Raw genomic sequence first — 24,010 nt, 5'->3', positions numbered from 1 at the left:
ACTGATGCCTAAGAAATATGGGATCAAGGAGAAGGACCAGGTTGTCACCCACGTCCTCAACCTGGTGCTGACCGGCAAATTGCGCGGCGGCGACCGCGTCGACCGCAACGAAATCGCGCACGGCCTGGGCGTCAGCCGGGTCCCCATCCAAGAGGCGCTGGTACAACTCGAACACGACGGCATCGTCTCCACCCGCTACCACCGGGGCGCGTTCGTCGAGCGGTTCGACGAGGCCACCGTCCTGGAACACCACGAACTCGACGGCCTGCTCAACGGCATCGCGTCCGCGCGGGCGGCAGCCAACCCGACCGCACGCATCCTGACCGAACTCGACATGCTGATGCGCTCGCTGCGCGCCGCCAGAGACCCGCGGAACTTCGCCGAGGTCGCCTGGGAGTACCGCAGAATGGTCAACGACGAGTACGCCGGGCCCCGCCTGCACGCCACCATCCGCGCCTCGCAGAACCTCATCCCCCGGGTCTTCTTCATGACCTACCAGGACACCCGCGAGGACATCCTGCCGTTCTACGAGGACGAGAACGCCGCGATCCAGCGCCGCGACCCGGAAGCGGCGCGGGCCGCATGCCTGGGCCGGTCGGCGCTGATGGCCGAGACGATGATCGCCGAACTGCGCCGGCGCGGCGTGTTCGGTCCACTGCGGGTCGTCATCGCCGACGAAACGATCGTGCCGGAAACCCTGGTCGCCGAACGGACTTCGCTGGTGCCCTGACCGGAGTTGCCGCCACTCGATACGGTGGCGGTGATGAGTTCTCGCGTCGATGCTCCCGCCTACCGCGGCGCGAAGCTGTTCGGGATAGTCGCGACCATCCTGATCGTGGCCGGCCTGGCCGGCGCCGCCCCCGCCGCCGCGGACCGTAATCAATGCGCCCCGCCCGGCGTGGAAAGCGCCACCGTCCTGCCCGACGACCTCGCATCCCGCGGCGGTGACGACGCCGACCCGGACACCCAGACCACCCCCGGCGTGGTGCCGCTGCGTGCGATCAACACCGCCGAACTCGGCCTCGGCACTCCCGGCACGCTGGTGGTGGGCACCCTCTCTGACGCGCCGCCCAGCACCTGCATCAACGCCACCGGCCGGTTCACCGGGTTCGACAACGAGTTGCTGCGCGCCATCGCCGCCAAGCTGGGTCTGCACGTGCAATTCGTCGGAACGGACTTCTCCGGGCTGCTCGCCCAGGTGGCCTCGCGCCGCTTCGATGTCGGCTCCTCGTCGGTCAAGGCCACCGACGCCCGTCGGCACACGGTCGCCTTCACCAACGGCTACGACTTCGGTTTCTATTCGTTGGTGGTGCCACCCGGTTCGCCCATCAAGGACTTCGGCGACCTGGCCGCGGGCCAGCGGATCGGCGTCGTCCAGGGCACCGTCGAGGAGTACTACGTCGTCGAAACCCTGCACCTGCAGCCGGTGAAATATCCCGACTTCGCCACCGTCTACGCCAGCTTGAAAACCCACCAGCTCGACGCCTGGGTGGCGCCGGCGAATCAGGCGTCCAGCGCCATCCACTCCACCGACCCGGCGGTGATCGTCGCGAACACCTTCGGCACCGACGATTTCGTGGCATATGCCGTCGCACGGGACAACCAGCCGCTGGTCGACGCACTGAACTCGGGCCTGGACGCCGTCATCGCCGACGGCACCTGGGCCGATCTGTACAGCAAGTGGGTGCCGCGCACGCTGCCGCCGGGGTGGAAACCGGGGTCGAAAGCCGCCGCGGCGCCAAAGCTGCCCGACTTCGCCGCAATCGCTGCCCAGCATCACCGCAAACCGGTGCACCCGGCCGCCCCCAAGTCCACACTGGCGCAGTTGGGCGAATCCTTCCTGGACTGGGACATCTACCGGCAAGTGATCCCGACCCTGGTGCGCACCGGGTTGCCCAACACGCTGATTCTGACCGGCAGCGCCGCCGTGATCGGACTGGTGATCGGCATGGTGCTGGCGATCGCGGGCATCTCGCGGCGCCGCTGGCTGCGCTGGCCGGCCCGGGTGTACACCGACATCTTCCGCGGCCTGCCCGAGGTGGTGATCATCCTGATCATCGGGCTCGGTGTGGGACCGGTGGTGGGCGGGTTGACCAACAACAATCCCTATCCGCTGGGAATCGCCGCGCTGGGGTTGATGACCGGGGCCTACGTCGGGGAGATCCTGCGGTCCGGGATCCAAAGCGTGGATCCCGGACAGCTCGAGGCCGCTCGTGCACTGGGTTTCAGTTACTCGGCCGCGATGCGGCTGGTGGTGGTGCCGCAAGGGATACGACGGGTGCTGCCGGCGTTGGTCAATCAGTTCATCGCGCTGTTGAAGGCCTCCGCCCTGGTGTACTTCCTGGGCCTGATCGCCAACCAGCGCGAGCTGTTCCAGGTGGGCCGCGACCTCAACGCACAGACCGGAAACCTGTCCCCGCTGGTGGCCGCGGGGATCTTCTACCTGATCCTGACCGTCCCGTTGACGCATCTGGTGAACTTCATCGACGCCCGGCTCAGGCGTGGCCGCGCCAAGCTTGAGCCGGAGGACCCCGCCGAAGTGGTCACCTCGACCATCGGGCCGGAGATGACGTGACCGTTCCCGACGGCAGTTCCGCACCGGTTTCGCTGGCGGCCAAGGACATTCACCAGACCCTGGCCGGCAACGCGGTGCTGCGCGGAGTCACCCTCGAGGTGCCGGCCGGGACCACGGCCGCGATCATCGGACCTTCCGGATCGGGCAAATCGACACTGCTGCGCACGTTGAACCGGCTGCACGAGCCCGACAGCGGCGACATCCTGCTGGACGGCAGATCGGTGCTCGGTGACGACCCCGACCAGCTACGCCAGCGCATCGGCATGGTGTTCCAGCACTTCAACCTCTTCCCGCACCGCACCGTGCTGGACAACGTCGCGCTGGCGCCGCGCAGGCTGCGCCGGTTGTCCGCCGAAGCGGCCCGGGAGCTGGCGCTGCACCACCTGGACCGGGTCGGCCTCAAAGCCAAGGCCGGGACCCGGCCCAGCGCGTTGTCCGGGGGTCAGCAGCAACGTGTGGCGATCGCCCGGGCGCTGGCCATGGCCCCGCAGGTGATGTTCTTCGACGAGGCGACCTCGGCTCTGGACCCTGAGCTGGTCAAAGGAATCCTGGCACTGATCGCCGAACTCGGCGCCGACGGCATGACGATGGTGGTGGTCACCCACGAAATGGGCTTCGCGCGTTCGGCATCGGATTCCGTGGTGTTCATGGATCACGGCAAAGTGGTGGAGTTCGGGCCACCCGGTCAGATCTTCGAAGCCGCCCAGACCGAACGGCTGCAGCGATTCCTCTCCCAGGTGCTGTGAAAGGGCTGGCTCGCCCGGATCACACAGTGTGATCAACCGCACGCGAGTCGGGTTAGACTCCCGATTTATGTCGGACAGCGAACCCAACCCCGCGGCGCTCACGGAGCTCGCGGAGGGGTTGCATCGCTCGCTGTCCAAGCTGTTCACCATCCTGCGCCGCGGCGACCCCGCCGGGGGCGCGGTGACCGGTGAACTGACGCTGGCGCAGCTGTCGATCCTGGTCACCCTGCTCGACCGCGGTCCGATCCGGATGACGGACCTGGCCGCCCACGAGCGGGTGCGCACCCCCACCACCACGGTGGCGATCCGCCGCCTGGAGAAGATCGGGCTGGTGAAGCGTTCGCGGGATCCCTCGGACCTGCGGGCGGTGCTGGTCGACATCACCCCGCAGGGACGGGCCGTGCACGCCGAGTCACTGGCGAATCGGCACGCCTCGCTGGCCGCAATGCTCAGCCAGCTCTCCGATGCGGACCTCGAAGTCCTGACGCAGGCGCTGGCACCGCTGGACCGGCTGGGCGCGGGCGAGTCCGCCGGTAGCGCGACCGCCAGTCCCCCCGCTAATGCCGCGGTGCCGCAGGCGTGAAAGCGTTTGCTTGGCAACAGAACCGGTAACGCCTGAAATCATGCCCACCGCTTTGATCACCGGCGCCGGCGGCGGTATCGGCTCGGCCATTGCCGCCGCGCTGGCGCCCACCCACACCCTGTTGTTGGCCGGTCGACCGTCCTCCCGGCTCGATGCGGTCGCCGAACGACTGGGCGCCACCACCTTTCCGTTGGACCTGGTCGACACCGACTCGATCGAAGCCAGTTGCGAGGTGATCGACGAACTCGACGTGCTGGTGCACAACGCCGGTGTCGCCATCCCGGGCCGGGTGGCCGAGTCCCACGTCGACGAGTGGCGTGCCACGTTCAGCGTGAATGTCTTTGGCGCGGTTGCGCTTACGTTGACATTATTGCCGGCGCTGCGCCAGGTTCGGGGCCACGTGGTGTTCATCAACTCCGGGTCCGGCCGCAACGTCTCCCCCGGCATGGCGTCCTACTCGGCGAGCAAATTCGCGCTGCGCGCCTTCGCCGACTCGCTGCGTGCCGACGAACCGGCCCTGTCGGTGACCTCGATCCACCCGGGGCGGGTGGACACCGAGATGCAGCGCGAACTGGTCGCGTACGAGGGCGGCGAGTACGACGCGGCGAAGTTCCTCCGCCCGGAAACGGTCGCGCAGGTGGTGGCCGATGTGGTGGCCACTCCCCCGGACGCTCAGGTGCACGAGGTGGTCATCCGGCCGCGCTGACAATGGCCGGTGAGCACTAAGTCTGGTGCGGTCCACTTTGGGTTGGGGTGTGCGGCTACGGATTTGGGCGTGAAGCTACGGCTTTGCGTGTGAGGCTACGGCTTTGGGCGTGAAGCTACGGCTTTGCTTGTGAGGCTACGGCTTTGCGTGTGAGGCTACGGCTTTGCGTGTGAGGCTATGGCGGGTTTTGGGCTCTTTTCCCGCCCTGGCTTCACTTCCAACGCCCCGCTTTCACTGCCAACGCCGTTGCCCGCACCGTCGACGCGGGAAAGCCCTGCGTCCCGCACCGACCGGGGTCAGACAACCAGGTTAACCATCCGGCCGGGCACCACGATCACCTTGCGCGGCGCGGCGCCGGCCAGGAAGGCGAGCACCTTCTCGTCGGCCAGCGCGGCAGCCTGCACGGCGTCGTTGTCCGCGTCGGCCGCCACCACCACCCGCCCGCGGACCTTGCCGTTCACCTGAACCGGGTACTCGACCGTGTCTTCGACCAGATAAGCCGGATCGGCCACCGGGAACGGCCCGTGCGCCAGCGACTTCGAGTGCCCCATCCGCGCCCACAACTCCTCGGCCAGGTGCGGGGCCAGCGGGGCCAGCATCAACACCAGGGGCTCCACCGCCGCCCGGGGAACGCCGTCGCGGTGCTGCTTGGTCAGGTGATTGGTGTACTCGATCAGCTTGGCGCCGGCGGTGTTATTGCGCAGTGCCGCATAGTCTTCGGAGACACCCGCAATCGTGCGGTGCAACGCGCGCAGTGTCTCGGGATCCGGCTCGCCGTCCACCACCCGCAACTCACCGGTGTCCTCGTCGATCACCAGCCGCCACACCCGCTGCAGGAACCGGTACGCGCCGACGACGTCCTTGGTGGCCCATGGCCGGGAGGCGTCCAGCGGGCCCATCGACATTTCGTAGACCCGCAGGGTGTCGGCGCCGTACGCGTCGCAGATCTCGTCGGGCGACACCGAATTCTTCAGGCTTTTACCTATCTTCCCGAATTCCTGAAAGACCTCAATTTCACCCTGGGGCCCGGGATAGAAGAATGCGCCGTCGCGTTCGACCACCTCGGCGGCCGGCACGTAGGACCCCCGCGCATCGGTGTAGGCGAAAGCCTGGATGTAGCCCTGGTTGACCAGCCGTCGGTAGGGCTCGCGTGAGCTGACGTGACCCAGATCGTAGAGAACCTTGTGCCAGAACCGGCAATACAACAGGTGCAGCACCGCGTGCTCGGCACCGCCGACGTAAAGGTCCACCCCGCCGGGATCGTCCGGGCCGTGCTCGGCCGGCCGCGGACCCATCCAGTAAGCCTCATTTTCCTTGGCGCAGAACCGTTCCGAATTTTGCGGGTCGGTGTAGCGCAGCTCGTACCAGGAGCTGCCCGCCCACTGCGGCATCACGTTGGTGTCGCGAGTGTAGGACTGCAGCCCGTCACCGAGATCCAGCTCGACGTGCACCCAGTCGGTCGCCTTGTTCAGCGGTGGCGAGGGCTCGCTGTCGGCATCGTCGGGGTCGAACAACACCGGCGAATAGTCCGGCACGTCCGGCAGTTCGACCGGCAGCGCAGCCTCGTCCAGAGGGTGCGGACGCCCGTCGCTGTCGTAGACGATCGGGAACGGCTCGCCCCAATACCGTTGGCGCGCGAAAAGCCAGTCCCGCAACTTGAATTCGACGCGGGCCCGGCCGCTGCCCTCGGCCTCCAACCGGACCGTGATGGCCTGCTTGGCGTCGGCCACGTTCATGCCGTCGAGGTAGCCGGAGTTGACCAGCACGCCGTCGCCGGAATGCGCCGACTGCGAAATATCGCCGCCGGCAATGACTTCGACGATCGGCAGACCAAATGCCGTGGCGAAGTCCCAGTCCCGCTGATCGTGACCCGGGACCGCCATGATTGCCCCGGTTCCGTAACCGACCAGCACGTAGTCGGCGATGAAGATCGGGACCGGCTTGCCGTTGGCCGGGTTCACGGCGTAGCTGCCCAGGAAGACGCCGGTCTTCTCCTTGTTCTCCTGTCGCTCCAAATCGGACTTGGCCGCGATGGCGCGCCGGTAGGCGGCGACGGCCTCTGCCGGCGTACCGGCGCCGTACGTCCAGGTCGGGTCCACCGAATCCGGCCACGACGCGGCCACCAACTCGTCGACCAGGTCATGTTCGGGGGCCAGCACCAGGTAGGTGGCCCCGAACAGAGTGTCGGGCCGGGTGGTGAAGACTTCGATCTCCCGCGCCGTCCCGTCGGCGGCAGTGGCCGAAAACAGTGCAGCCGCGCCGGTCGAACGGCCGATCCAGTTGCGCTGCATGGTCTTGACCTTCTCCGGCCAGTCCAGCACATCCAGGTCGTCCAACAGCCGGTCGGAATAGGCGGTGATTCGCATCATCCACTGCCGCAACCGCTTTCGGAACACCGGGAAGTTCCCGCGGTCGCTGCGGCCGTCGGCGGTCACCTCTTCGTTGGCCAGCACCGTGCCCAGACCGGGACACCAGTTGACCATCGAGTCGGCCCGGTAGACCAACCGGTGGGCGTCGACCACGTCGGCCCGCTCCCCCGCCGACAACTCCGACCAGTCGCGTCCGTCGTCCAGACCTCGTGTTCCGGAGTCGAATTCGGCTATCAACTCGGCGATCGGACGGGCCTTGTTGGCGGCCTTGTCGAACCAGGCGTTGTAGATCTGCAGGAAGATCCACTGCGTCCACTTGTAGAAGTCGACGTCGGTGGTGGAGAAGCTGCGCCGGCTGTCATGGCCCAGCCCCAACCGGCCCAACTGGCGCCTGAAATTGACGACGTTGGCCTCGGTGCGGGTGCGCGGGTGGGTGCCGGTCTGCACCGCGAACTGCTCGGCGGGTAACCCGAACGCGTCGAAACCCAACGCGTGCAACACGTTACGTCCAAGCATCCGGTAGTAGCGGGCGTAGACGTCGGTGGCGATGTAGCCCAGCGGGTGACCGACGTGCAGCCCCTCGCCCGACGGGTAGGGGAACATGTCCTGCACGAAGAGCTTGTCCTGCGGAACGGCCGAGCCGTCCGCTGGGGCGAGTGAGCCGACCGGGTTGGGCACGTTGAAGGTCCCGGACCTGGCCCAGTTCTCCTGCCAGGTGCGTTCCAGCCCGGCCGCGAGCTCGGCGGTGTAGCGGTACCGCGGCGCGTCGGTGTCTTTGGCGGGAGACGATTCGGTCACGCCCAACAGGGTATAAGGGCCGCCCGCGGCGACCTGCCCGGATCGGCCGGCCACGGGTTGGTCTCGGTTGCATTGCACACCGATCAGAGGTTCATCCCAGCTGTGTTTCAGGCGTGGTCGGGGTGTCTGAGCAGTGGTTACATACAGCCACTAGGGCGGGCGGTGTCGCCCGGGCTACTCCGGAGGGAAACCGAGGATGATTCAGATTGCGCGCAGCTGGCGAACATTCGCCGGTGGGGTGGCCGCCGGCGTCGTCGGAGTCGTGATGGTGGCCGGCGGGACGGCATCGGCCGAGCCGATGGCACCCCAGCCGGCGATTCCGAGCCCGATGCAGCAAACGGCCCCGCCCGGACAGAATGCGGCGGTGTTCCCCGGCGGCGTCAGCAGCAACAGACTCGCCCCGGCGCCCGCTGCAGTTCCGGCGCCGGTCGCCTCCCCGATCCCGGCAGCGGCGCCGGTGGCGCCGGTGGGCGTCCCCGCCGTCACCGGCACGCTGCGCGAGTACCTGGAAGGCAAGGGTGTCAAGCTCGAGGCGCAGCGCCCGCTGGGCTTCAAGGCGCTCGACATCACGGTGCCGATGCCGCCGCGCTGGACCCAGGTGCCCGACCCGAATGTCCCCGATGCGTTCGTGGTGATCGCCGACCGAGTCGGCGGCAACAGCGTCTACACGTCGAATGCGCAGGTAGTGGTATATAAGCTGGTCGGCGACTTCGACCCGGCGGAGGCGATCACGCACGGCTTCGTCGACAGTCAGCGGCTACTGGCCTGGCAGACCACCAACGCGTCGCAGTCCCCGATGGGGACCTTCCCGTCGTCGGTCATCGAGGGCACCTACCGCGAGAACGACATGACGCTGAACACCTCACGCCGCCACGTCATCGCCACCTCCGGATCCGATAAGTACCTGGTTTCGTTCGCGGTGACCACCGCCGCGTCGCAGGCCGTCGCCGACGGGCCCGCCACCGACGCGATCATCAGTGGGTTCCGGGTGAGCGCTCCCGGTGCTGCGCAGGCTCCGGCTCCTCAGGCCCCACCGGCCGCTCAGGCCCCGGCGCGGGGACCCGCGGCAGCGCCCCAGGCCCCTGCCGCCGCATCACCAGCGCCTGCGGCCGTGCCGCAGGCGCCCGCCGTCACCGCGCCGCAAGCGCCGGCCCAGCCGCCGGCACCGGCTCCCGTCCAGGCGTTGCAACCGGCACCCCGGGCCCTGGCGGGCCAGGGGCGTGCGGCGGCGCCGAATACCAGCCCCGCCCAGCTGCCGCCGTTGGTGCCAGTGGCTCCGTCGCGCTGATCCACAGCCGGTGGAGCCCGGCGCGCGCGATCGATGCCGGGCTCGTATTGTGAGCGCATGCTTATCGCGGGCGTGCTGTGCGTGTGTGCGGCGATAGCCGTCGCCGCGTTCGGGATCCGGTCTCTGGCTCATGCTCCCGCCGCCGACCCCACCCGCCTGGCGTTGCGGGCCATGGCGCCGACTCAGCTGGCGGCTGCGGTGATGCTGGCCGCCGGGGGAGTGGTGGCGCTGGCGGCGTCCCCGCACACCGCACTGGTGGTGGTGATCGTCTGCATCGCGGGCGCAGTGGGCACCTTGGCCACCGGGTCGCTGCAGAGCGCGCGGTTCGCGCTACGCCGTGAGGCCGCCAACGTCGGCGCCGAGGCTTGCGGAGGCAGCTGCGCCGGCTGCACGCTGTCGTGTCACTAGGCTGACTTCGCCTTTGCCGACGACGGCGACGGCGACTAGTTGCGGCTGAGGTCGATCGGATGCGTCGCCAACAGCGACAGCGGCAGCGGCTGGCGGCGCAACACCTGTCCCCACAGGTCGGAGCGCGGCGGCGTCAGGACATCAGAGGGCAACGCCGACAACACAATCCAGTCGTCGCGCTCGATCTCGCCTTCGAGCTGGCCGATGGTCCAGCCGGAGTAGCCGGCGAAGATCCGCACCCCTTCGACCACCGGCGCGATCAGGTCGGGGTCGGCGTCCAGGTCGACCATCACCATCCGACCGGCCACATGCCGCAGGCCCGGCACCCCGTCGGGCTCGGCGCCGACCCGCAGCACGGCCAGGCACAACGCGGCGTCACGTTTGACCGGTCCGCCGATGAACATCGTCTTGGGCTTGGCCGCGAGCTTGGCCCACTGCGGCAGCACGTTGTAGACCGCGGTCTCGCTGGACCGGTTGAGCACCACGCCCAGCGTGCCGCCCTCGTTGTGCTCCACGATGTAGATCACGCTGCGCCGGAACGTCGGCTCCAGCAGGTCGGTATTGGCCAGCAGTAGGGTGCCCGCCCGCACCCGATGGGCGGCCGGAGCGGCATAGTCCTCAGGATCTTCGTGCTGCGCCACCAGAACATCATCGCACCCGCCGCCAGATCCCCCATGCAAACAACCGCCGTCGGCGAAGATTTGTACTGTATTGAGACGGCGCAGACCCCCTCCAGCCTTGCCTGTGCCGATGGTGGAAGTGGGTTCAGTGATTCGCACCCGGATGCAGGCAAGTGCACCCGTCGAACTGTGGCGGTCGGTGCACGCGCTGCCCGATTTCTGGCGACTGCTGCAACTGCGCATGGCCAGCCAGTTCGGCGACGGACTCTTCCAGGCCGGCCTGGCGGGCGCGTTGCTGTTCAACCCCGACCGAGCCGCCGACCCGATGGCGATCGCGCGCGCGTTCGCGGTGCTGTTCCTGCCCTACTCCCTGCTGGGTCCGTTTGCCGGTGCGCTGATGGACCGGTGGGATCGGCGGCTGGTGCTGGTCGGCGCGAATGTCGCGCGGCTGTGCTTCATCGTCGCGATCGGCACCATCCTGGCGGTCGGTGCCGGAGACATCGTCCTGTTGTGCGTTGCCCTGTTGGCCAACGGTTTAGCGCGGTTTGTGGCAGCCTGCATGTCGGCGTCGCTGCCGCATGTGGTGCCGCGCGACAGTGTGGTCACGATGAACTCGGTGGCGACCGCATCGGGCGCCTTCGCTGCATTTTTGGGTGCCAATTTCATGTTGCTGCCCCGCTGGCTCGGCGGCGGCGGTGATCAGGGCGCCGCGGTCGTCATTTTCACCGCGCTGATTCCGGTGTCGTTGGCGTTGCTGCTGTCGCTGCGGTTTGCCCCGCAAGTACTGGGCCCCGACCACACCAAGCGCGCGATCCACGGCTCGGCCGTCTACGCCGTGGTCACCGGCTGGTTGCACGGCGTGCGGACGGTCGCGCAGCGCCCCACGGTGGCCGCCGCGCTGTCCGGCCTGGCCTCGCACCGCATGGTCGTCGGCATCAACTCGCTGGTGATCCTGCTGTTGGTCCACCACATGAAGGACGCCGACGTCGAGGGCTTGGGCACCGCGCTGCTGTTCTTCGCTGCCACCGGACTGGGAGCCTTCCTGTCCAATGTGCTGACACCGGTCCTGGTCCGGCGATGGGGGCGCTACACCACCGCCAATGGCGCGTTGGTGGCCGCCGCGGTCATCCAGACAGGCGGGGCGACGCTGCTGCTGCCGGTCATGGTGGCCTGCGGATTTCTATTAGGGGCGGCGGGGCAGGTGGTCAAGTTGTGCGCGGACTCGGCGATGCAGATCGACGTCGACGACGCGCTGCGCGGGCACGTGTTCGCGGTGCAGGACGCCTTGTTCTGGGTGTCGTTCATCGCCGCCGTCACGGTGGCCGCGGCGTTCATCCCCGCCGACGGGCGCGCCCCGATGTTCGTGTTGTTCGGCTCGGTGATTTATCTGATCGGTTTGCTGGTGCACAGCGTCGTCGGCCGGCGACGCCGGCGCGCGGCAGTGGTTTGAGGAGGTTCTGATGGCAGGTCCCGGACCGTTCGTCGCCGACTTGCGCGCCGAGAGCGACGAGCTCGACGCCCTGGTGGCACCGCTGGCGGCGCAGCGCTGGGCCGAGCCGACGCCCGCGCCGGGCTGGACCATCGCACACCAGATCGGCCACCTGCTGTGGACCGACCGGGTTTCGCTGCTCTCGATCACCGACGAAAGCGGCTTCGCCGAGGTGCTGGCCGGGGCCGCCGCCGATCCGCTCGGTTTCGTGGACGCGGGCGCCGAGGAGCTCGCGGCTGTGCCGCCGCCGGAGTTGCTCGCCGACTGGCGCGACACCCGCGGCCGATTACACGCCGAGCTGCTGCAGGTTCCCGACGGGCGCAAGCTGCCCTGGTTCGGGCCGCCGATGAGCGCGACCTCGATGGCCACCGCGCGGCTGATGGAGACCTGGGCGCACGGTCTCGACGTCGCGGATGCGCTGGGGGTCACCCGGAAACCCACCGACCGGTTGCGGTCGATCGCCCACATCGGGGTGCGGGCCCGCGACTACGCCTACGCCGTCAACGACCTGACGCCGCCGAGCGAGCCGTTCTACGTCGAGCTGCGGGGGCCGGGCGGCGACACCTGGACCTGGGGGCCAGAGGACGCCGCGCAGCGCGTGACCGGTTCGGCGGAGGACTTCTGCTTCCTGGTCACCCAGCGGCGGCCGCTGAGCGCTTTGGACGTGACCGCGGTGGGGGAGGACGCGCAACGCTGGCTGGGAATCGCGCAGGCGTTCGCGGGTCCACCCGGGGTTGGGCGCTCTTAAGTAACCCGCGAGGGCCACTGGCTGAGATTGCGGCGTTCGACGTCGCAGCCCGGTTACCCAGCGGACCCAGTCAGCGCGGCTCGGCCGGATTCCCTGCGACGACGACGCGGGCGCGCGCCACGTCCTTCTCGGCCTCTCCGCCGGTTGCTCCGCGGGCCAGCATTCCCGCCGGCGTCATCGGCATCGGAGCTCCGCCGGTCGAGGTCGTCGGCCCGCGCACTTCGGCGGCGTTGAGCAGGCCGGCGCGCAGACTGGCCGGCCGACCACCTTCGGTTTCGAAGCTGCTCGTGGGCCTCGTGTAACTGGTCAGCCCGGCACCCGGAAACCCGCCGGCGCCACCGCCCAGCGACGCCCCGCCGCCCCCGACGCCACCAGCGACTCCTCCCGCGGCCACTACGGGCTCGGCGGCGGCCACGGCTGCGTTCGGCGCGCCGGTGGACGGGAACATGCCGCCCAGAGACTGCATCAGGCTCTGCGGCATGCTCGACAAACCTTGCATCGCCTGCATCGGCGCCTGCGCCATCTCCTTAAGCGGCCCGGTGACACCGGACACCATCTGCATCGGCTCCTGCATGAGCGAGCTGAGCTGGCCGGTCGCCTCGGCGGGGGAGGAGGCGCTCTGTCCGGCGGTCTGCGCGACCTGCGTCGACGCTTGGACCGCGTCGCGCATGCCGGTTTGAGCAGCGGCCTGCGCGACCGCCTCGGCCGCCGCGGCGGGCGCGGCCGGGGAGGCGCCCATCGGCGCGACCGGCGGCGGCACGGTCAGCAGCGCGATCAGAGCGGTCAGCGCTCCGCTGTAGGTCCAGCCGGCCCGCGAGTTGTGCGGCCAGTGTTCACCGAAGTACTCCAGATCGCGCTCGACGATCCCCGGGGTGTTCTGGCCGAAGAAGTTGGTGGCGTTCAGCACGCTCCACTCGTCGCGGTTGGTCTGGCAGACCACCGACGGGATCACCGTGGAGCGCGCGATCATGAAGGCGTCGACGGCGGCCTGGGTGACGTTGATCTTTTCGGCGGTCCAGCCCACCAGCGTCTGCAGTCCGGCGTTGAGGCCGGTCGCCGCGACCGTCGACGCCAACGAACTCACGCCCTGCCATTGCCCCGCGGTGATCAGCGTGTTGATCTGCGAGAGTCCGGCCGACAGCTCGTTGTTCGCTGTCTCGGTCACCCAGACCACATTGTTGGCAACGACGGACGCGGGCGATCCCGCCTCGAAGATCGCCGCGACGACTTCGGGTGGGCCAGTCCACCTGGGGTCGGCCATTCGCTCGCCTAGAGTCCGACGGCGCCCGCGTTGCAGCCCTCCGCGGCGACGGCAGTGGCCGACGCCAGACCCTGCGCCCCGGAGAACCCGGCCCGCTGCCCGACGTGCTCGGCGGCCGTCGCCAGGTAGGCGGCGCCGGCGGCGTTCAACGCGGTCGCGAACTCGATCGAATCGGCGTCCATCGCCATCGGCAGCACCCCGGTCAGCGCGGCCGCGCCGGCCGCCGTCGTAGCCGCCATCTCCTCGCTGATGCCCGCTTCCGCTGCCGCCGACAAGTCGACAGCCCCCGGAACCATGTCGAACAACCCACCCATGCGTACCTCCCAAATCGGTCGCGCACCAGGCCCGAACTGTGGGCCGGCGCGGAGTTGCGCTGAGTCTAAGGTGACCTGCGCCACCTGTCGATTCACGTCTGGGGGTCGGCGACCAGCACACCTTCCATCACGCCGTCGCTGGTGACCAGCAGGCCGCGCCCGGGCGGCAGCTGCTGGGCACTTGTCCTGCCGAACACCTTCACCGCTGCGGGATCGTTATCCATGAACAGCACGGGTGCCCGCGAGCCCGTCATCTTCTGCAGGAACGGGCTGGTAACCGAGACACCTGCCCAGTTCCCGGGCAGCCGCGACGCTATGACATGCAGGCCGATCTCCCGGCCGCGTTCGATCAGCGCCCACAGCGGCGCAGTGGCGGCGGCCTTGCCGACCACACCGTGCGGCCGCAGCTCCTGTTCGTCGTCGATCAGGACGAAGTGGTGCGGACCGTCCCAGCTGCGGCGGCGCAGCAGCTCCTCCTGGCTGAGCCCGGACGGGGGCAGCCGGTCGCGCAGCGCCTGCGTCAACTCGGCGAGCACGGTGTCGATGTCGTCGGCGGTGTAGGCGTAGGCCCGCACGTGCTCGCCCTGGATCTTGCCGATCAGTGACGTCTTGGGATCGATGATCGTGATCTGCGCCTCTTCGGGCGTGCAACGAGCCACGATCATCTGCCCGAAAGTCGCCAATGTAGTTGTCTTTCCGCATGATTGGCGTCCAACCACCAGCATGTGCGGCAGCACGCGGGTGGGCAACGCGGCGGGCTGCAGGGCGGTCTCCCCGATCGCGAAGGGGATGTTGAGCGGATCGGCGTGGCCCGGGGTGCCCGCGAAGGCCGCAGCCACCTCGGCCAGCGGGATCCGTGCCGGCAGCCGGGCCAGGCTCTCCACCCGGCCGGCGCCGGTCAGTTGCGCGATGAGCGCGCCGATGTCACGCGTTGCCACCCGCCGGCCGTCGGCCCCGATCACCTCCGGCACCCCGACCAGCAGTTCGTGCCCGTCCCTGGTCAAACCGAAGCCGGGTCGGTCCAACGTGTTGCGCGCGGCCTTCTTCCGCTCGAACCCCTCACCCATCTGGGTTTCGTCCGGGTTGCTCAGCCGCAGCTGGATCCGTGCGTTGGAGACGTTGACCAGCTGCTGCTTCTGGCCCACCAGCCACGCGGTCGCGGTGGTCATCACGTGTACCCCGTAGGACAAGCCCTGGCGCGCGATCGCGATGGCCCGCTCGCCCATCGCGGCGTCCTTGTCGTAGAGATCGCTGAAGTTGTCGATGACCAGGAACACATCCCCGAACTTGTCGTCCGGATCGGTACCACCCGCGGGGTCGCTGCCGAACCGCCGCTCCCGGAATTCGGAGATGTCAATCTGGTACCTCTTGAACGATGCCTCGCGGGCCATCACCAACCCCTCGATGGAGGCGATGGTGCGCGAAACCCCTTCTCGATCAGTCGGACTGACGACCGAGGCCACATGCGGCAGATCTTCGACCGGGAACAGCGACGCACCGATGCAGAAGAACGTCACCCGTTCCGGACGGTACATCAGTGCCGCTGACGCCATCAGCGTCATCAACGTCGTGGACTTGCCGCGCTGGGCCGTCGCCACCACCATCACGTTGTCCATCTCGGCGTTGATCGCGTGCACCCGTTGATCGTGCTCCTCGGGAATGTCCACGATGCCTATCGGGAACACCAGACCGGGGTTCTGACCGTAACCGTCATCCCACCGCCGGCCACGCCACCGCGCCACCAGCGCATCCACCGTCTCGCTGACTTCCAATGGAGGCAGCCAGATTTGGTGTGGTGGCCGCGCGGGCAACGAGACCAGCGACTCCCGGATCACGTCGACCAGCTTTTTCTTACGGAACCCGTCGGAGTGGAACAAGAACTCGTCGGGTTCCTCCGGCTGGTCGGCCACCGCCAGGGCGGCGCTGTCGGACTCGCTCAACGGCTGAAACGCCGAGGTGTATGCGCGCGGTTGGGAAAAGCTCATGGCCACCGTCGTATCCACGTTGACCGACCGCTTCGGCACCACGAACGGGGCCGACACATAAAAGCAGCGGAACTGCTCGAGATCGCGCGGCCCTACTTTCAGCAGACCGTAGCCGTTCTCCTGGGACGGCAGGTGCAGAGCCGCATCGCTGCCGATCACATCGCGGGAGTCCTCAGCCGTCTCGGCGCGCAGTGCCACCCGAAAAGCGATGTTGCTCTTCACTTTACTCAACGACGACAGATCCAGCCGCTGCCCGCCGAGGGTGAAGAAAACGTTACAGCCGCGGCCTTCCTGCCCGATGTGGATCACCAGGTCGATCCACTCCGGGTGGTGGATGAACAGTTCGAGGTACTCGTCGATGATCACCAGCAGGATCGGGACGGGTTCCAGGTCACGCCCGGCCAGCCGCATCTCCTCGTACTCGTTGGCGTCGCGTGCACCGGCATTCTTGAAAAGCCGGTAACGACGGGCGATCTCGCCGTTGATCGCCTTGCGCATTCGTTCGGCCAGGTGCCGGTCATCCTTGCCTAGATTCGACAGTGACCCGGCTACGTGCGGAAACCCTTGCAGGTCTTGGGCGGCCGATTCGAACTTCATGTCCACGAAGATGACGATGAACGTGTCCGGTGCGTGCGTCAGCGCGATCCCGCTGCACAGCGACAAGAAGTATTCGGACTTGCCGGACCCGGACGTGCCGATCACCACCGAGTGAAAACCGTAGCCGCCGAAGTCTTTCGCTCGCAGGATCACATGTTGCAGTTCACCGCTCTGCTTGACGCCGACGGGCACCATCGCCCAGTTCGGGTCGCCCCGTCCCCGGCTTTCGGCCCACAGTTTGTCGACGTCGAGTTCGCGTGGGTCGTTGATGCCCAGTGCGCGCAACAATTCCCCACCCTGGCTATCCGTCTCGGACAGCTCGCCCGGGCTCATCGGCGACCATCGGGCCAGCGCCCGCGCATAGCGGTTCGCGGTGGTGTCGGCGAGCATATCGGCCACCGCATAGAAGGTGTCTCGATGTACGAGCCTGCCTTCGCGCAACGAAAACCGTTGCGCCGGATCGGTGAATCCGACACCCACACCGACTCGAGTGGCCAGCCGCAGCACGGTGATGCCGGCCATGCCCTTCTGACCGGTGACCCCCTCCCACTGCTCGGGGGTACCCACGTTGTCGTCCACGATGACCCAGTGCGGACCCAGCGCTGCGCCGGAAGCCGACTCGATCGGTGACGGCATGGACGTCGGGCTGCTTCCCACCGGCGGCATCCAGGGTCCACGGCCCTTGCGGTGCAGCTCGGCGTCGAGCGCCTCTTCGAGTTCGGTGGGGGATGCGAACACCAGGCGGCGCAGACCGCACGCATCGAACATCTCGTCATGTTGGTTGTGCGGCAACCACACCAGCCATTGCCACAGTTCGGGATGACGGGTGACCACCATCAGCTTGACATCGTGCGGGCTGTGGTAGACGGCCAGCGAGCACAATACCGCCCGCACCAGACCATGCAGTTCGGCCGGATCGTCGGCGATGAAGCTGAACCCCGGCTTGGACCGTAGGTTCAGTACCTTGCCGATACCGCGGATCTTGCTCTGTTCCAGGATGAAATCCCTTAGTGCTCCGCCGGTTACCGGCTCGAGCTCCTCACCGACCGGCACGTCGGGCCACTGCAACGAAACCGCGGATTCGCTGGCCTGCTGCACCCCGATACCGAGCCGCACGTCGAGGAAGTCCGAATCGCTGGGGCGCCGTTCCCACATCCGCGGGCCGCCGATCACGGTGTCGAGGTGCTGCGGATCGGCGTGCACGAATAGCTGACTGCGACGTTGTTCGCCCGCCGCGCGTTGCACTTCCTCGCGGTCCTCATCGAGCTGACGCAGGTAGCTGCGGCGCAGCTTTTCCTGTTCGCCCCAACTGATTCGGCGGCCGCGACCGAACCGGCCGCCGAACATCAGCGCACCGAAGCCGACCAGGCCGATCATCGGGAAGAACCCCGACTGCAGCGACCGCACCCCGGACGCGTACATCACCACCAGGGTGCCGACGATCCCGATCAGCAGGGCGGGCAGCGCGATCATCAGCAGGATGTTGCGCGGCTCGCGTTCGGGCAGTGCCAGCGGCGCGGCAACCGCGACCCGTACCGGCGGGACATTCGGTGGTGGGGTGCGCTTTCCGCGCACGAAGCCTCGTTTCGACATGACTAACCCCCGGTCTCCCCGGAATCGGGAATTGCGGCGACCGCACCACCGCCCGCTACGGCGTCGCGCGCAACCAGCGCCGCGTCCCGACTGATCGCCGGCCCGGGCGCAAAGGTCCGCAGCAGTGGCCACGGCGCCTGCAGCGCCAGCCGCGGATCCAGACCCAGTGCCTGCAAGGTCCGCGGATCGGATTCGATGCCGAACCGAACACCTTGGGGTGAAAGCCAGTACAGGCTCTCCCGGCTGCCGGCCGTGGCCACCCCGCTCGTCGTGGCGACGAAGTTCGCCGCACCCGGCATCGTCAACGTCTGGTTCGCCTCCGCCGATTCGGGACTGCGGTCGTCGCGGACCAGGCGCACCAGGCGGGAGTCCATGCCGATCGGAACCGGCAATCCCCTGCCGGTGTAGACGGTGATCCGGGCCTGCGGGTCGGTGGACTGCTTCTCCCATCCGACGCAGGTCGTCGGATTCGCCGTCTTGTCAACGAAGTTCAGTTTGCCGGGCGGGTAGTAGTCGACGTTGAGGACGTCGACCACCGGGATGTGGACCAGCTTGTCCGGGGCGACCAGGGTGGGTGTGGCCGAACCGTGCGAATCCCCGGTGCGCAACAGGTCGGCCACGAAGGCACTGATCTTCTGCACCCCGCCCGGCAGCAGCACGTAGAAGCCGTTGACCGCCCCACCGGCGTCACGGGATTCCAGCACGGTGCCCACCTTGTTGCCGTCCAGCCAGCGCGAAGGCGATCCGGACTCTGGAATCTCGGGCAGCACAATGGGTTCGGTCGACGGCAGGGCATCGAAGAGCGCGTTGGACATCTCGACCGGATACGTCACCCCGGCGTCCAGACCAAGGTTGAACGTCACCGACCGGTCGGTCGGGTCGATGCGGGACCGCTGCCCTCCCCAGATCACGTAGGTGGCGCCCTTATGGGTCGCCAGGACGGCCTGCATCGGCCCCATCGCGGCGGCCCTGCCCTGCGGTGCGAGCGGGCCCGCGATGGCGGTCACCACCGGAGACATTGCGCTGCTGCGCCCGCCGGGCACCGTGTCGCAGACCGCCCACGCCGACACCGTGCCGGCGGTCACCGGCAGGCTGTCCGGCACGCCTGGGATGCCGACCATGGGACCGGTCGGGTACTTGGCGATCTCCGCGGCGGTCACCCAGGTGGGCGACGCGGCGTTGCCGACGGCCAGACGAGCCGAAGTCAGGTTCAGGGCGGGGTAGAGGCGGCCGTTGATACGGGCGTAAACCGCTCCGGTGTCACGGTTTCCGACCACCGCGGACTGCGCGACCAAGCCGGCCGGTTTCATGATGTGCAGCAGCGCCATCCAGCCCACCCCGAGCAGCACGAGCACCATCGACAACGCAACTGCGGCTTGCTGTTTGCGGTCGTCGTGCTTCATGCGCACCGAGAACCGGGTGATCGCGGCACGTAATCGTCTGTTGTAGAACAGATGCCCCGAATTCTGGTCCCGGTTGGACAGGTTGAGTGGCACTGGTCTTTCTCCTTCGGGGCTTCACTGCAGCCGGCCGCCGTACCGTGCCTGGTTGTCGGCTTCGGCCTCTTCGCGCAACGCTGCGATCGCGAGGTTGAGTCGGTCGGCCAGCTCGCTGTGGGCGTAGCCGTCCATCACGTCCGGATGCAACGTCAACTCGAGCAATCGACCGTCGGCATTCGCGACAGCGAAGACGTCCCCCAAGTCCACGCTGTACGTGACGGTCTCGGCCTGCGCGACAAGTGCCTCCCACCTGTCGGCCGCTTCGCTCAGTTCACGAAGAACCGATTCGACGAGGGCCTGGTCGTCTGCGGCACTGCGGTTGCTGAGCTCGCCGCGACGACCCGACCCCGACACCAGGCCAGTATGTCGATGGCCCCGACCAGCGTCAATTCAACGATTGGGCCTATTCACCGGTCTTCGGCCCGGTCAATTTCCGGAACCAGGCGAAGTGATAGTTCGCCGAAATGGCGTCCCCGGCGACGCTTCGTTCGGTGGCGGCCAACAACATGCAGTTGAGCAGCTGGGCCGGATCGGGCTCGGGATACTGGCCCAGCAGCTGGTAGCGGACGGTGTCCAGGTGCACGCGCAGCAAATCGACTTCTTGATCGACCAGATCGGCACCGGCGGCGGCTGCCTTGGCCAGCGTATTCACCAGCCGTGGCAGGCCGTCCCGCCAGTGCGTGGCGGCGCCGAGCTCCCAGCCCAGGTCATCGACCGGCGGCAACTGGAATGGCTGCAGCGACGGCGGGGTGGCGGGCACGTCGGAGGACAATGTGGACGCATCGCCCGGTGCGTAGGCCAGCGCCCGCGTCGTGGCGCCCAGCAATTCCACAGCGCGTCCGCGGCGACGGTCCGGGTCGAGCAGTCGTACTCCTTCGGGGACGGCGATCCCCGGCGGGATCCAGCCGTGCGCGAGGTCGGTGACCAGGACTGTCGTCCCGTCCGCACGCTCGCCGACCGCCCAGCCCAGCCGGGGCTCCTGACGGGCTACGAAGGCCAGCACACCCCGCAGCGTGTGCTCGGTCGGCTGCTTCGCGTCAGCGGACGCGGGGGCCCGGGGCGGCGCCTCAGGGTGCGCCGGCGCCGCGGCTGCGGGCCGGTCCTGCATGGGTGGCGGAACCCGGCTGCTGTCGGTGTCGACGGCCGGCTCGTCGCGGACCGCCGGGATGACCCCGGTCTTGTCGATATCGGTGTCGCCGGCCGCTAGGGAAAACGAGCCGTCGGTGGTCGCGCGCCCCGTCGCGTCGCGTAGCTGACGCAAGGTCGACTCGACTCGTCGCTGCGCCAGGGCACGGGCTTCGTCGATCACTCGGGCTTCCGCCTCGCGGCGCTCCACGAAGGTCATTCCCACCCGCCCGATGGATCTGAGGTCGGCGTTTGCGTTGTCAGCTATCCGTTGTAGGTCCGCCTTGAGATACGTTGCGAGCGGCGCGGTTTCGCGCGTAGCGTGCGACAACTCCGGCGGCCACAACTCGCCGATGACCCAGGGGGTGCAGTCCGGCGGGCCGCTGAACGTGGGCACCGTGAGCGATTCCGCGGTTGCCCGGCGCAGGCGCTGGCGCGCCGTCACCCGACCGAAGATCCCCACCGGCTAAGCGTAGCGGTAGCTGCAGAGTCTTCGTTGCCGCGGATGCACACGGTGAATTGTGCCGGCGGGGTGGTCGAAGTACCGTATCTTCATGGCCGATTCTGGGTTGCAGCAGCAACTCGACGAGGTGCGCGCGCTGCTCGGCCGGGCACGAGAGTTGTTCGGCGACAACCCGATTGAGCCCCCGCTCGATATCGCGCCGGATCCCGAGAGCGCACGAACCTGGTTGCTCTAGCTCGTCGTCGATCGGCGGTGCAGCTGGTGCGCCAGCAGCTTCTCGATTGCGGCGTCGAGTTCGGCGGCGGAGGGAACTTCCGCCGACGGCGTGTGCCCGGCCGCGATGATCTCGTCGCGCACTTCCAGCAACGCCTTCAGGCATGACACGTCGGCGGTCAGCAGGATTCCTTCGGCCAGCGTCTCGGCGTCGGTCTCCATGGCCGCCTCGCTCAACGCGACGCTGTGCAGGTATCCGCCGCGGCAGGACCGAACCAGGATGTGCCCGCTGGGGTGCACTGTGTCGAAAGCGGGATTGGCGTCGGTCATGCAGGACCCGTCATCGGTCACCGTCGACGATGCCGCCGAGCATGCCCGCCGCGTCTTGTTCGTGCCGCTCCCACGTCGCGGCCGAGATCTCGAGGTGCTGGGCGATGTCGGCGTGGTCGTCGGCCTGCTGTTCGTAGCAGCGGCGTCGCTGCTCGAGCAGTTCGCGTCCCGCCTCCCGGAGCTCGGAGAAGATCGGGCCGAGCGAGTCCAGGCTCTGTTGGATGGCGGCGTGTGAGGACGGGATGGTCCGCAGATGATCGGAGGTCTGTTGGTGACGGGCCGCGGCTTCCCGCAAGTGCGCGGGCACCACATGAATCCGTTCGGCCATCGGCTCCTCCTCTGCTGGTCGCCGGCCCGGCGGGCGGCGGGCTTTCCTCTTCGTTGGTGGCTAGCCGGTCAGCATCGCCGACGGCCGGGTGGGCGTCGGGACATCGCCGGCGGGCGGCGGGGCACCTGCTGCGTGCGCCTCCGGCGCCGGCGGATGCTCCCAGCCTAGGAAGCTGGGTCCGGTCACGGTGGAAACCTGCTGAATCTGGCCGTCCAGCAGCGCCTTGCTGCGGCCCAGGGCAAGGGCGTGCCGGTCGGTGAAGATGCCGATGTCACCCGGTGTGAGCTGGGCCGGGTCGACGGGGTGGGCGACCGCAGTACCCGGCTGCGGGATGCTGATTCCCTGCTGCTGAAAGGCGTCGGGGATCGGCGTTCCCCCCGCGGCGGCCTTGATGGCCGCGGCGAGCTGCGGGCTGGCGGCGGTCACCGTCTCACCGTTGGGCAGCGTCACCGTCGTCGGGCCAGCCGGCGGCGTTTCGGGCTGTTCGGCCTCAGGCTGGTGCTGGGGATCGTCTTGGTGATCCGCCTCGTGGTCGGCATCGTGGTCGGTGTCGTCTTTCTTCGAGCCCGCGTCGGTCGGTTTGCGCTCATGCCGGTCGGATTCCTCGTCGAAAAGCCCGTCGCCGAGCGCACCGCCATCGCGTCCGGTCCCTGCTCCCGACAGTCCGGGCAGGGACAAGCCGCTGGGCGAGCCCCAGCTGGGCAGGCCCGCTCCGGCGCCGGGCGCCGCCGCACTGGACGGAGGGGAGCCGGCGCCGGAACTTGCCGCCGGCATCGCGGCAGGTTCCTGCATCGGCGCTCCCGCCAGGCCCGGGTCGTCCAGCAGCAGCGAGTCCAGCAGCGGGTCTGATCCGGAGCCGGAGGGGGCCGGCGCCGGCTGTTGGCCTCCGCCGCTGGCGCCACCGCTACCCGCGGGCGCGGGCGCCGCGGCCACCCGGTCGCGCGGGGGTTCGTCCTTCGATGCGTTGTATAGCGACGTCCAAGCTGCCATCAGGGCTGATTTCGAGGTGTCGTCGAGGCCCGCGGTCGCGACCACGGCGCGGATGTCCCTGAGTTTGCCGATCAGGAACCGCTGGAAATCGCGCGCGCCGGCCGGGGTGTCCAGGTCCGAGCGGGTGGCTACGGCGGTCTCGATCTCCCGCTGCAGCGATGCCAGCGTGTCGTTGCCTTCGGCGTTCGTCAGGTGCGCGTTGAGAATGGCCGTGACGACTTGCAGGTCCAGTTGGGACGTCATCGAATTCTGGTGCGCCAGCGCGGCTTCCGCCTCGGCGATGGCTTTGGCGGCGTCGCCGTCCGCGTGGTCCGGCGGGGCCGGGGACCGTGGCGGTGCGGGCACCCGGTCCGGTAGCGGCGCGCCTGCCGGGTCGAACACGTCCGGATGCTGCCGGCGGATCCGGTCCAGAAGTGCGTCGCGTACCTGCCCGGGCGTCGCGGGGCTGAGGAAGTCGATCACCTCCTGCGCGGTGAGCCCGGCCTGCCACGCCTTGGGGTCGCCGGTGCGGGCCGCGATGAGCTGCATCGCAGCGAAGACGTCCTGGTCGGTCGCCATGCCGCCGAACAGTACCTAGGCGCACCCAGCCGGGCAATTCACCCGGTTCGAACCGAGTACTGATCCTGCAAGCTTTGCAGCACAACGCTATTCGCGCGGCTGACCGCACGTGCCCCGGCCACCACTGCGGCGATCTCACGTTGCTTTGCGACCAGGAACCGCTGGAATTCGCGCGCACCCATCGGTGTGTCGAGCGCCGATTCGTCCTGCTGTGAAACCGCGTGCTCGATTTCGGCGGCGATTGTCTCGAGCCGACGGACGCTGTCGCGCATCGTCTCGTGGGCGCCGGCCAGGACCTCAGCCAACTTCCGGTCGGCGTCGGCGATCACGCTGTGCTTTCGGGCCAGCACCGCCTGGCGCTGCTGGATGGCCGCTACCGAAGACCCGGCTTGGTCCGACATGGCTTCAACCTTCTCATCCTGCC

Annotated in this window: 22 protein-coding genes; 10 read left to right on the top strand and 12 right to left on the bottom strand. The window is 68.4% G+C overall.

Going from position 1 to position 24,010, the window contains the following annotated elements:
• Positions 1-4 precede the first annotated feature (4 nt).
• From MKCMC460_RS01765 to MKCMC460_RS01745, 5 genes are all read left to right on the top strand, one after another.
• Entirely contained in the window at positions 5-730 is a 726-nt protein-coding gene (locus MKCMC460_RS01765; protein ID WP_236979393.1) for a GntR family transcriptional regulator, read from the top strand.
• Positions 731-763: 33 nt separating this feature from the next.
• Positions 764-2,575, top strand: a complete 1,812-nt coding sequence (locus MKCMC460_RS01760) for an ABC transporter substrate-binding protein/permease (RefSeq protein ID WP_236979392.1) — start codon at positions 764-766, stop codon at positions 2,573-2,575.
• A complete protein-coding gene (locus MKCMC460_RS01755) occupies positions 2,572-3,321 on the top strand; it encodes an amino acid ABC transporter ATP-binding protein (protein ID WP_236979390.1) in 750 nt (249 codons plus the stop codon). The genes MKCMC460_RS01760 and MKCMC460_RS01755 overlap by 4 nt, the downstream gene beginning before the upstream one ends.
• A 67-nt stretch (positions 3,322-3,388) precedes the next feature.
• Positions 3,389-3,904, top strand: a complete 516-nt coding sequence (locus MKCMC460_RS01750) for a MarR family winged helix-turn-helix transcriptional regulator (RefSeq protein WP_236979388.1) — start codon at positions 3,389-3,391, stop codon at positions 3,902-3,904.
• A gap of 40 nt (positions 3,905-3,944) precedes the next feature.
• Positions 3,945-4,610: an SDR family oxidoreductase gene (locus MKCMC460_RS01745; RefSeq protein WP_236979386.1), complete on the top strand. Its 666-nt coding sequence runs from the start codon at positions 3,945-3,947 to the stop codon at positions 4,608-4,610.
• 296 nt (positions 4,611-4,906) lie between these two features.
• Here MKCMC460_RS01745 and leuS read toward each other — a convergent pair whose 3' ends face one another.
• Positions 4,907-7,786 carry a leucine--tRNA ligase gene (gene leuS, locus MKCMC460_RS01740; protein WP_370653133.1) on the bottom strand — a complete coding sequence of 960 codons (2,880 nt, stop codon included), beginning with the start codon at positions 7,784-7,786 and terminating at the stop codon, positions 4,907-4,909.
• 187 nt (positions 7,787-7,973) lie between these two features.
• Between leuS and MKCMC460_RS01735 the strand changes: the two genes are divergently transcribed.
• On the top strand, positions 7,974-9,065 hold the full coding sequence (locus tag MKCMC460_RS01735; protein ID WP_238305250.1) for an LpqN/LpqT family lipoprotein: 1,092 nt from the start codon (positions 7,974-7,976) through the stop codon (positions 9,063-9,065).
• Positions 9,066-9,122: 57 nt separating this feature from the next.
• A complete protein-coding gene (locus MKCMC460_RS01730) occupies positions 9,123-9,473 on the top strand; it encodes a hypothetical protein (protein WP_236984539.1) in 351 nt (116 codons plus the stop codon).
• Positions 9,474-9,508: 35 nt separating this feature from the next.
• Here the strand turns inward: MKCMC460_RS01730 and MKCMC460_RS01725 are convergent, their stop codons facing one another.
• Positions 9,509-10,117, bottom strand: coding sequence for a YqgE/AlgH family protein (locus MKCMC460_RS01725; protein WP_236984538.1), 609 nt, complete (start codon positions 10,115-10,117; stop codon positions 9,509-9,511).
• Positions 10,118-10,217: 100 nt separating this feature from the next.
• Between MKCMC460_RS01725 and MKCMC460_RS01720 the strand changes: the two genes are divergently transcribed.
• Together MKCMC460_RS01720 and MKCMC460_RS01715 are read left to right on the top strand one after the other, a co-directional pair.
• Positions 10,218-11,543: an MFS transporter gene (locus MKCMC460_RS01720; RefSeq protein ID WP_236984537.1), complete on the top strand. Its 1,326-nt coding sequence runs from the start codon at positions 10,218-10,220 to the stop codon at positions 11,541-11,543.
• Between the two features lie 10 nt (positions 11,544-11,553).
• Positions 11,554-12,330, top strand: a complete 777-nt coding sequence (locus tag MKCMC460_RS01715; RefSeq protein ID WP_236979376.1) for a TIGR03084 family metal-binding protein — start codon at positions 11,554-11,556, stop codon at positions 12,328-12,330.
• Positions 12,331-12,400: 70 nt separating this feature from the next.
• Here the strand turns inward: MKCMC460_RS01715 and MKCMC460_RS01710 are convergent, their stop codons facing one another.
• From MKCMC460_RS01710 to MKCMC460_RS01685, 6 genes are all read right to left on the bottom strand, one after another.
• On the bottom strand, positions 12,401-13,591 hold the full coding sequence (locus MKCMC460_RS01710) for a PPE domain-containing protein (RefSeq protein WP_238305249.1): 1,191 nt from the start codon (positions 13,589-13,591) through the stop codon (positions 12,401-12,403).
• 8 nt (positions 13,592-13,599) lie between these two features.
• Positions 13,600-13,905 carry a PE family protein gene (locus MKCMC460_RS01705; RefSeq protein ID WP_236979370.1) on the bottom strand — a complete coding sequence of 102 codons (306 nt, stop codon included), beginning with the start codon at positions 13,903-13,905 and terminating at the stop codon, positions 13,600-13,602.
• A gap of 92 nt (positions 13,906-13,997) precedes the next feature.
• Positions 13,998-18,080, bottom strand: coding sequence for a type VII secretion protein EccCa (eccCa, locus tag MKCMC460_RS01700; protein ID WP_238305248.1), 4,083 nt, complete (start codon positions 18,078-18,080; stop codon positions 13,998-14,000).
• Positions 18,081-18,082: 2 nt separating this feature from the next.
• Positions 18,083-19,576: a type VII secretion protein EccB gene (eccB, locus tag MKCMC460_RS01695; RefSeq protein ID WP_238305247.1), complete on the bottom strand. Its 1,494-nt coding sequence runs from the start codon at positions 19,574-19,576 to the stop codon at positions 18,083-18,085.
• A gap of 21 nt (positions 19,577-19,597) precedes the next feature.
• Positions 19,598-19,936: a DUF2710 family protein gene (locus tag MKCMC460_RS01690; RefSeq protein ID WP_236984536.1), complete on the bottom strand. Its 339-nt coding sequence runs from the start codon at positions 19,934-19,936 to the stop codon at positions 19,598-19,600.
• Between the two features lie 46 nt (positions 19,937-19,982).
• Entirely contained in the window at positions 19,983-21,167 is a 1,185-nt protein-coding gene (locus MKCMC460_RS01685) for a DUF5631 domain-containing protein (protein ID WP_236979368.1), read from the bottom strand.
• Between the two features lie 91 nt (positions 21,168-21,258).
• On the opposite strand from MKCMC460_RS01685, the gene MKCMC460_RS01680 reads away from it, so the two are divergent.
• Positions 21,259-21,402 (top strand): hypothetical protein, encoded by a 144-nt coding sequence (locus MKCMC460_RS01680; protein WP_236979360.1) that lies wholly within the window; start codon positions 21,259-21,261, stop codon positions 21,400-21,402.
• Here MKCMC460_RS01680 and MKCMC460_RS01675 read toward each other — a convergent pair.
• Genes MKCMC460_RS01675 through MKCMC460_RS01660 form a run of 4 tightly spaced genes read right to left on the bottom strand, consistent with a single transcriptional unit; the run spans position 21,399 to position 23,987 of the window.
• Positions 21,399-21,710 carry a DUF2694 family protein gene (locus MKCMC460_RS01675; RefSeq protein WP_236979358.1) on the bottom strand — a complete coding sequence of 104 codons (312 nt, stop codon included), beginning with the start codon at positions 21,708-21,710 and terminating at the stop codon, positions 21,399-21,401. The two genes, MKCMC460_RS01680 and MKCMC460_RS01675, sit on opposite strands and share 4 nt — an antisense overlap.
• Before the next feature lie 10 nt (positions 21,711-21,720).
• Positions 21,721-22,038, bottom strand: coding sequence for an ESX-1 secretion-associated protein (locus MKCMC460_RS01670; protein WP_236979356.1), 318 nt, complete (start codon positions 22,036-22,038; stop codon positions 21,721-21,723).
• Positions 22,039-22,098: 60 nt separating this feature from the next.
• Complete coding sequence (locus tag MKCMC460_RS01665; RefSeq protein ID WP_238305245.1) at positions 22,099-23,586, bottom strand: DUF4226 domain-containing protein; 1,488 nt, start codon at positions 23,584-23,586, stop codon at positions 22,099-22,101.
• Between the two features lie 38 nt (positions 23,587-23,624).
• Positions 23,625-23,987: a DUF4226 domain-containing protein gene (locus MKCMC460_RS01660; RefSeq protein WP_236979352.1), complete on the bottom strand. Its 363-nt coding sequence runs from the start codon at positions 23,985-23,987 to the stop codon at positions 23,625-23,627.
• Positions 23,988-24,010: the final 23 nt, after the last annotated feature.

The sequence above is a fragment of the Mycobacterium sp. 20KCMC460 genome (assembly GCF_022179425.1).
In the GTDB taxonomy this organism is placed as follows: Bacteria; Actinomycetota; Actinomycetes; order Mycobacteriales; family Mycobacteriaceae; genus Mycobacterium; species Mycobacterium kiyosense.
This window is presented reverse-complemented; position numbering and strand designations above follow the sequence as displayed.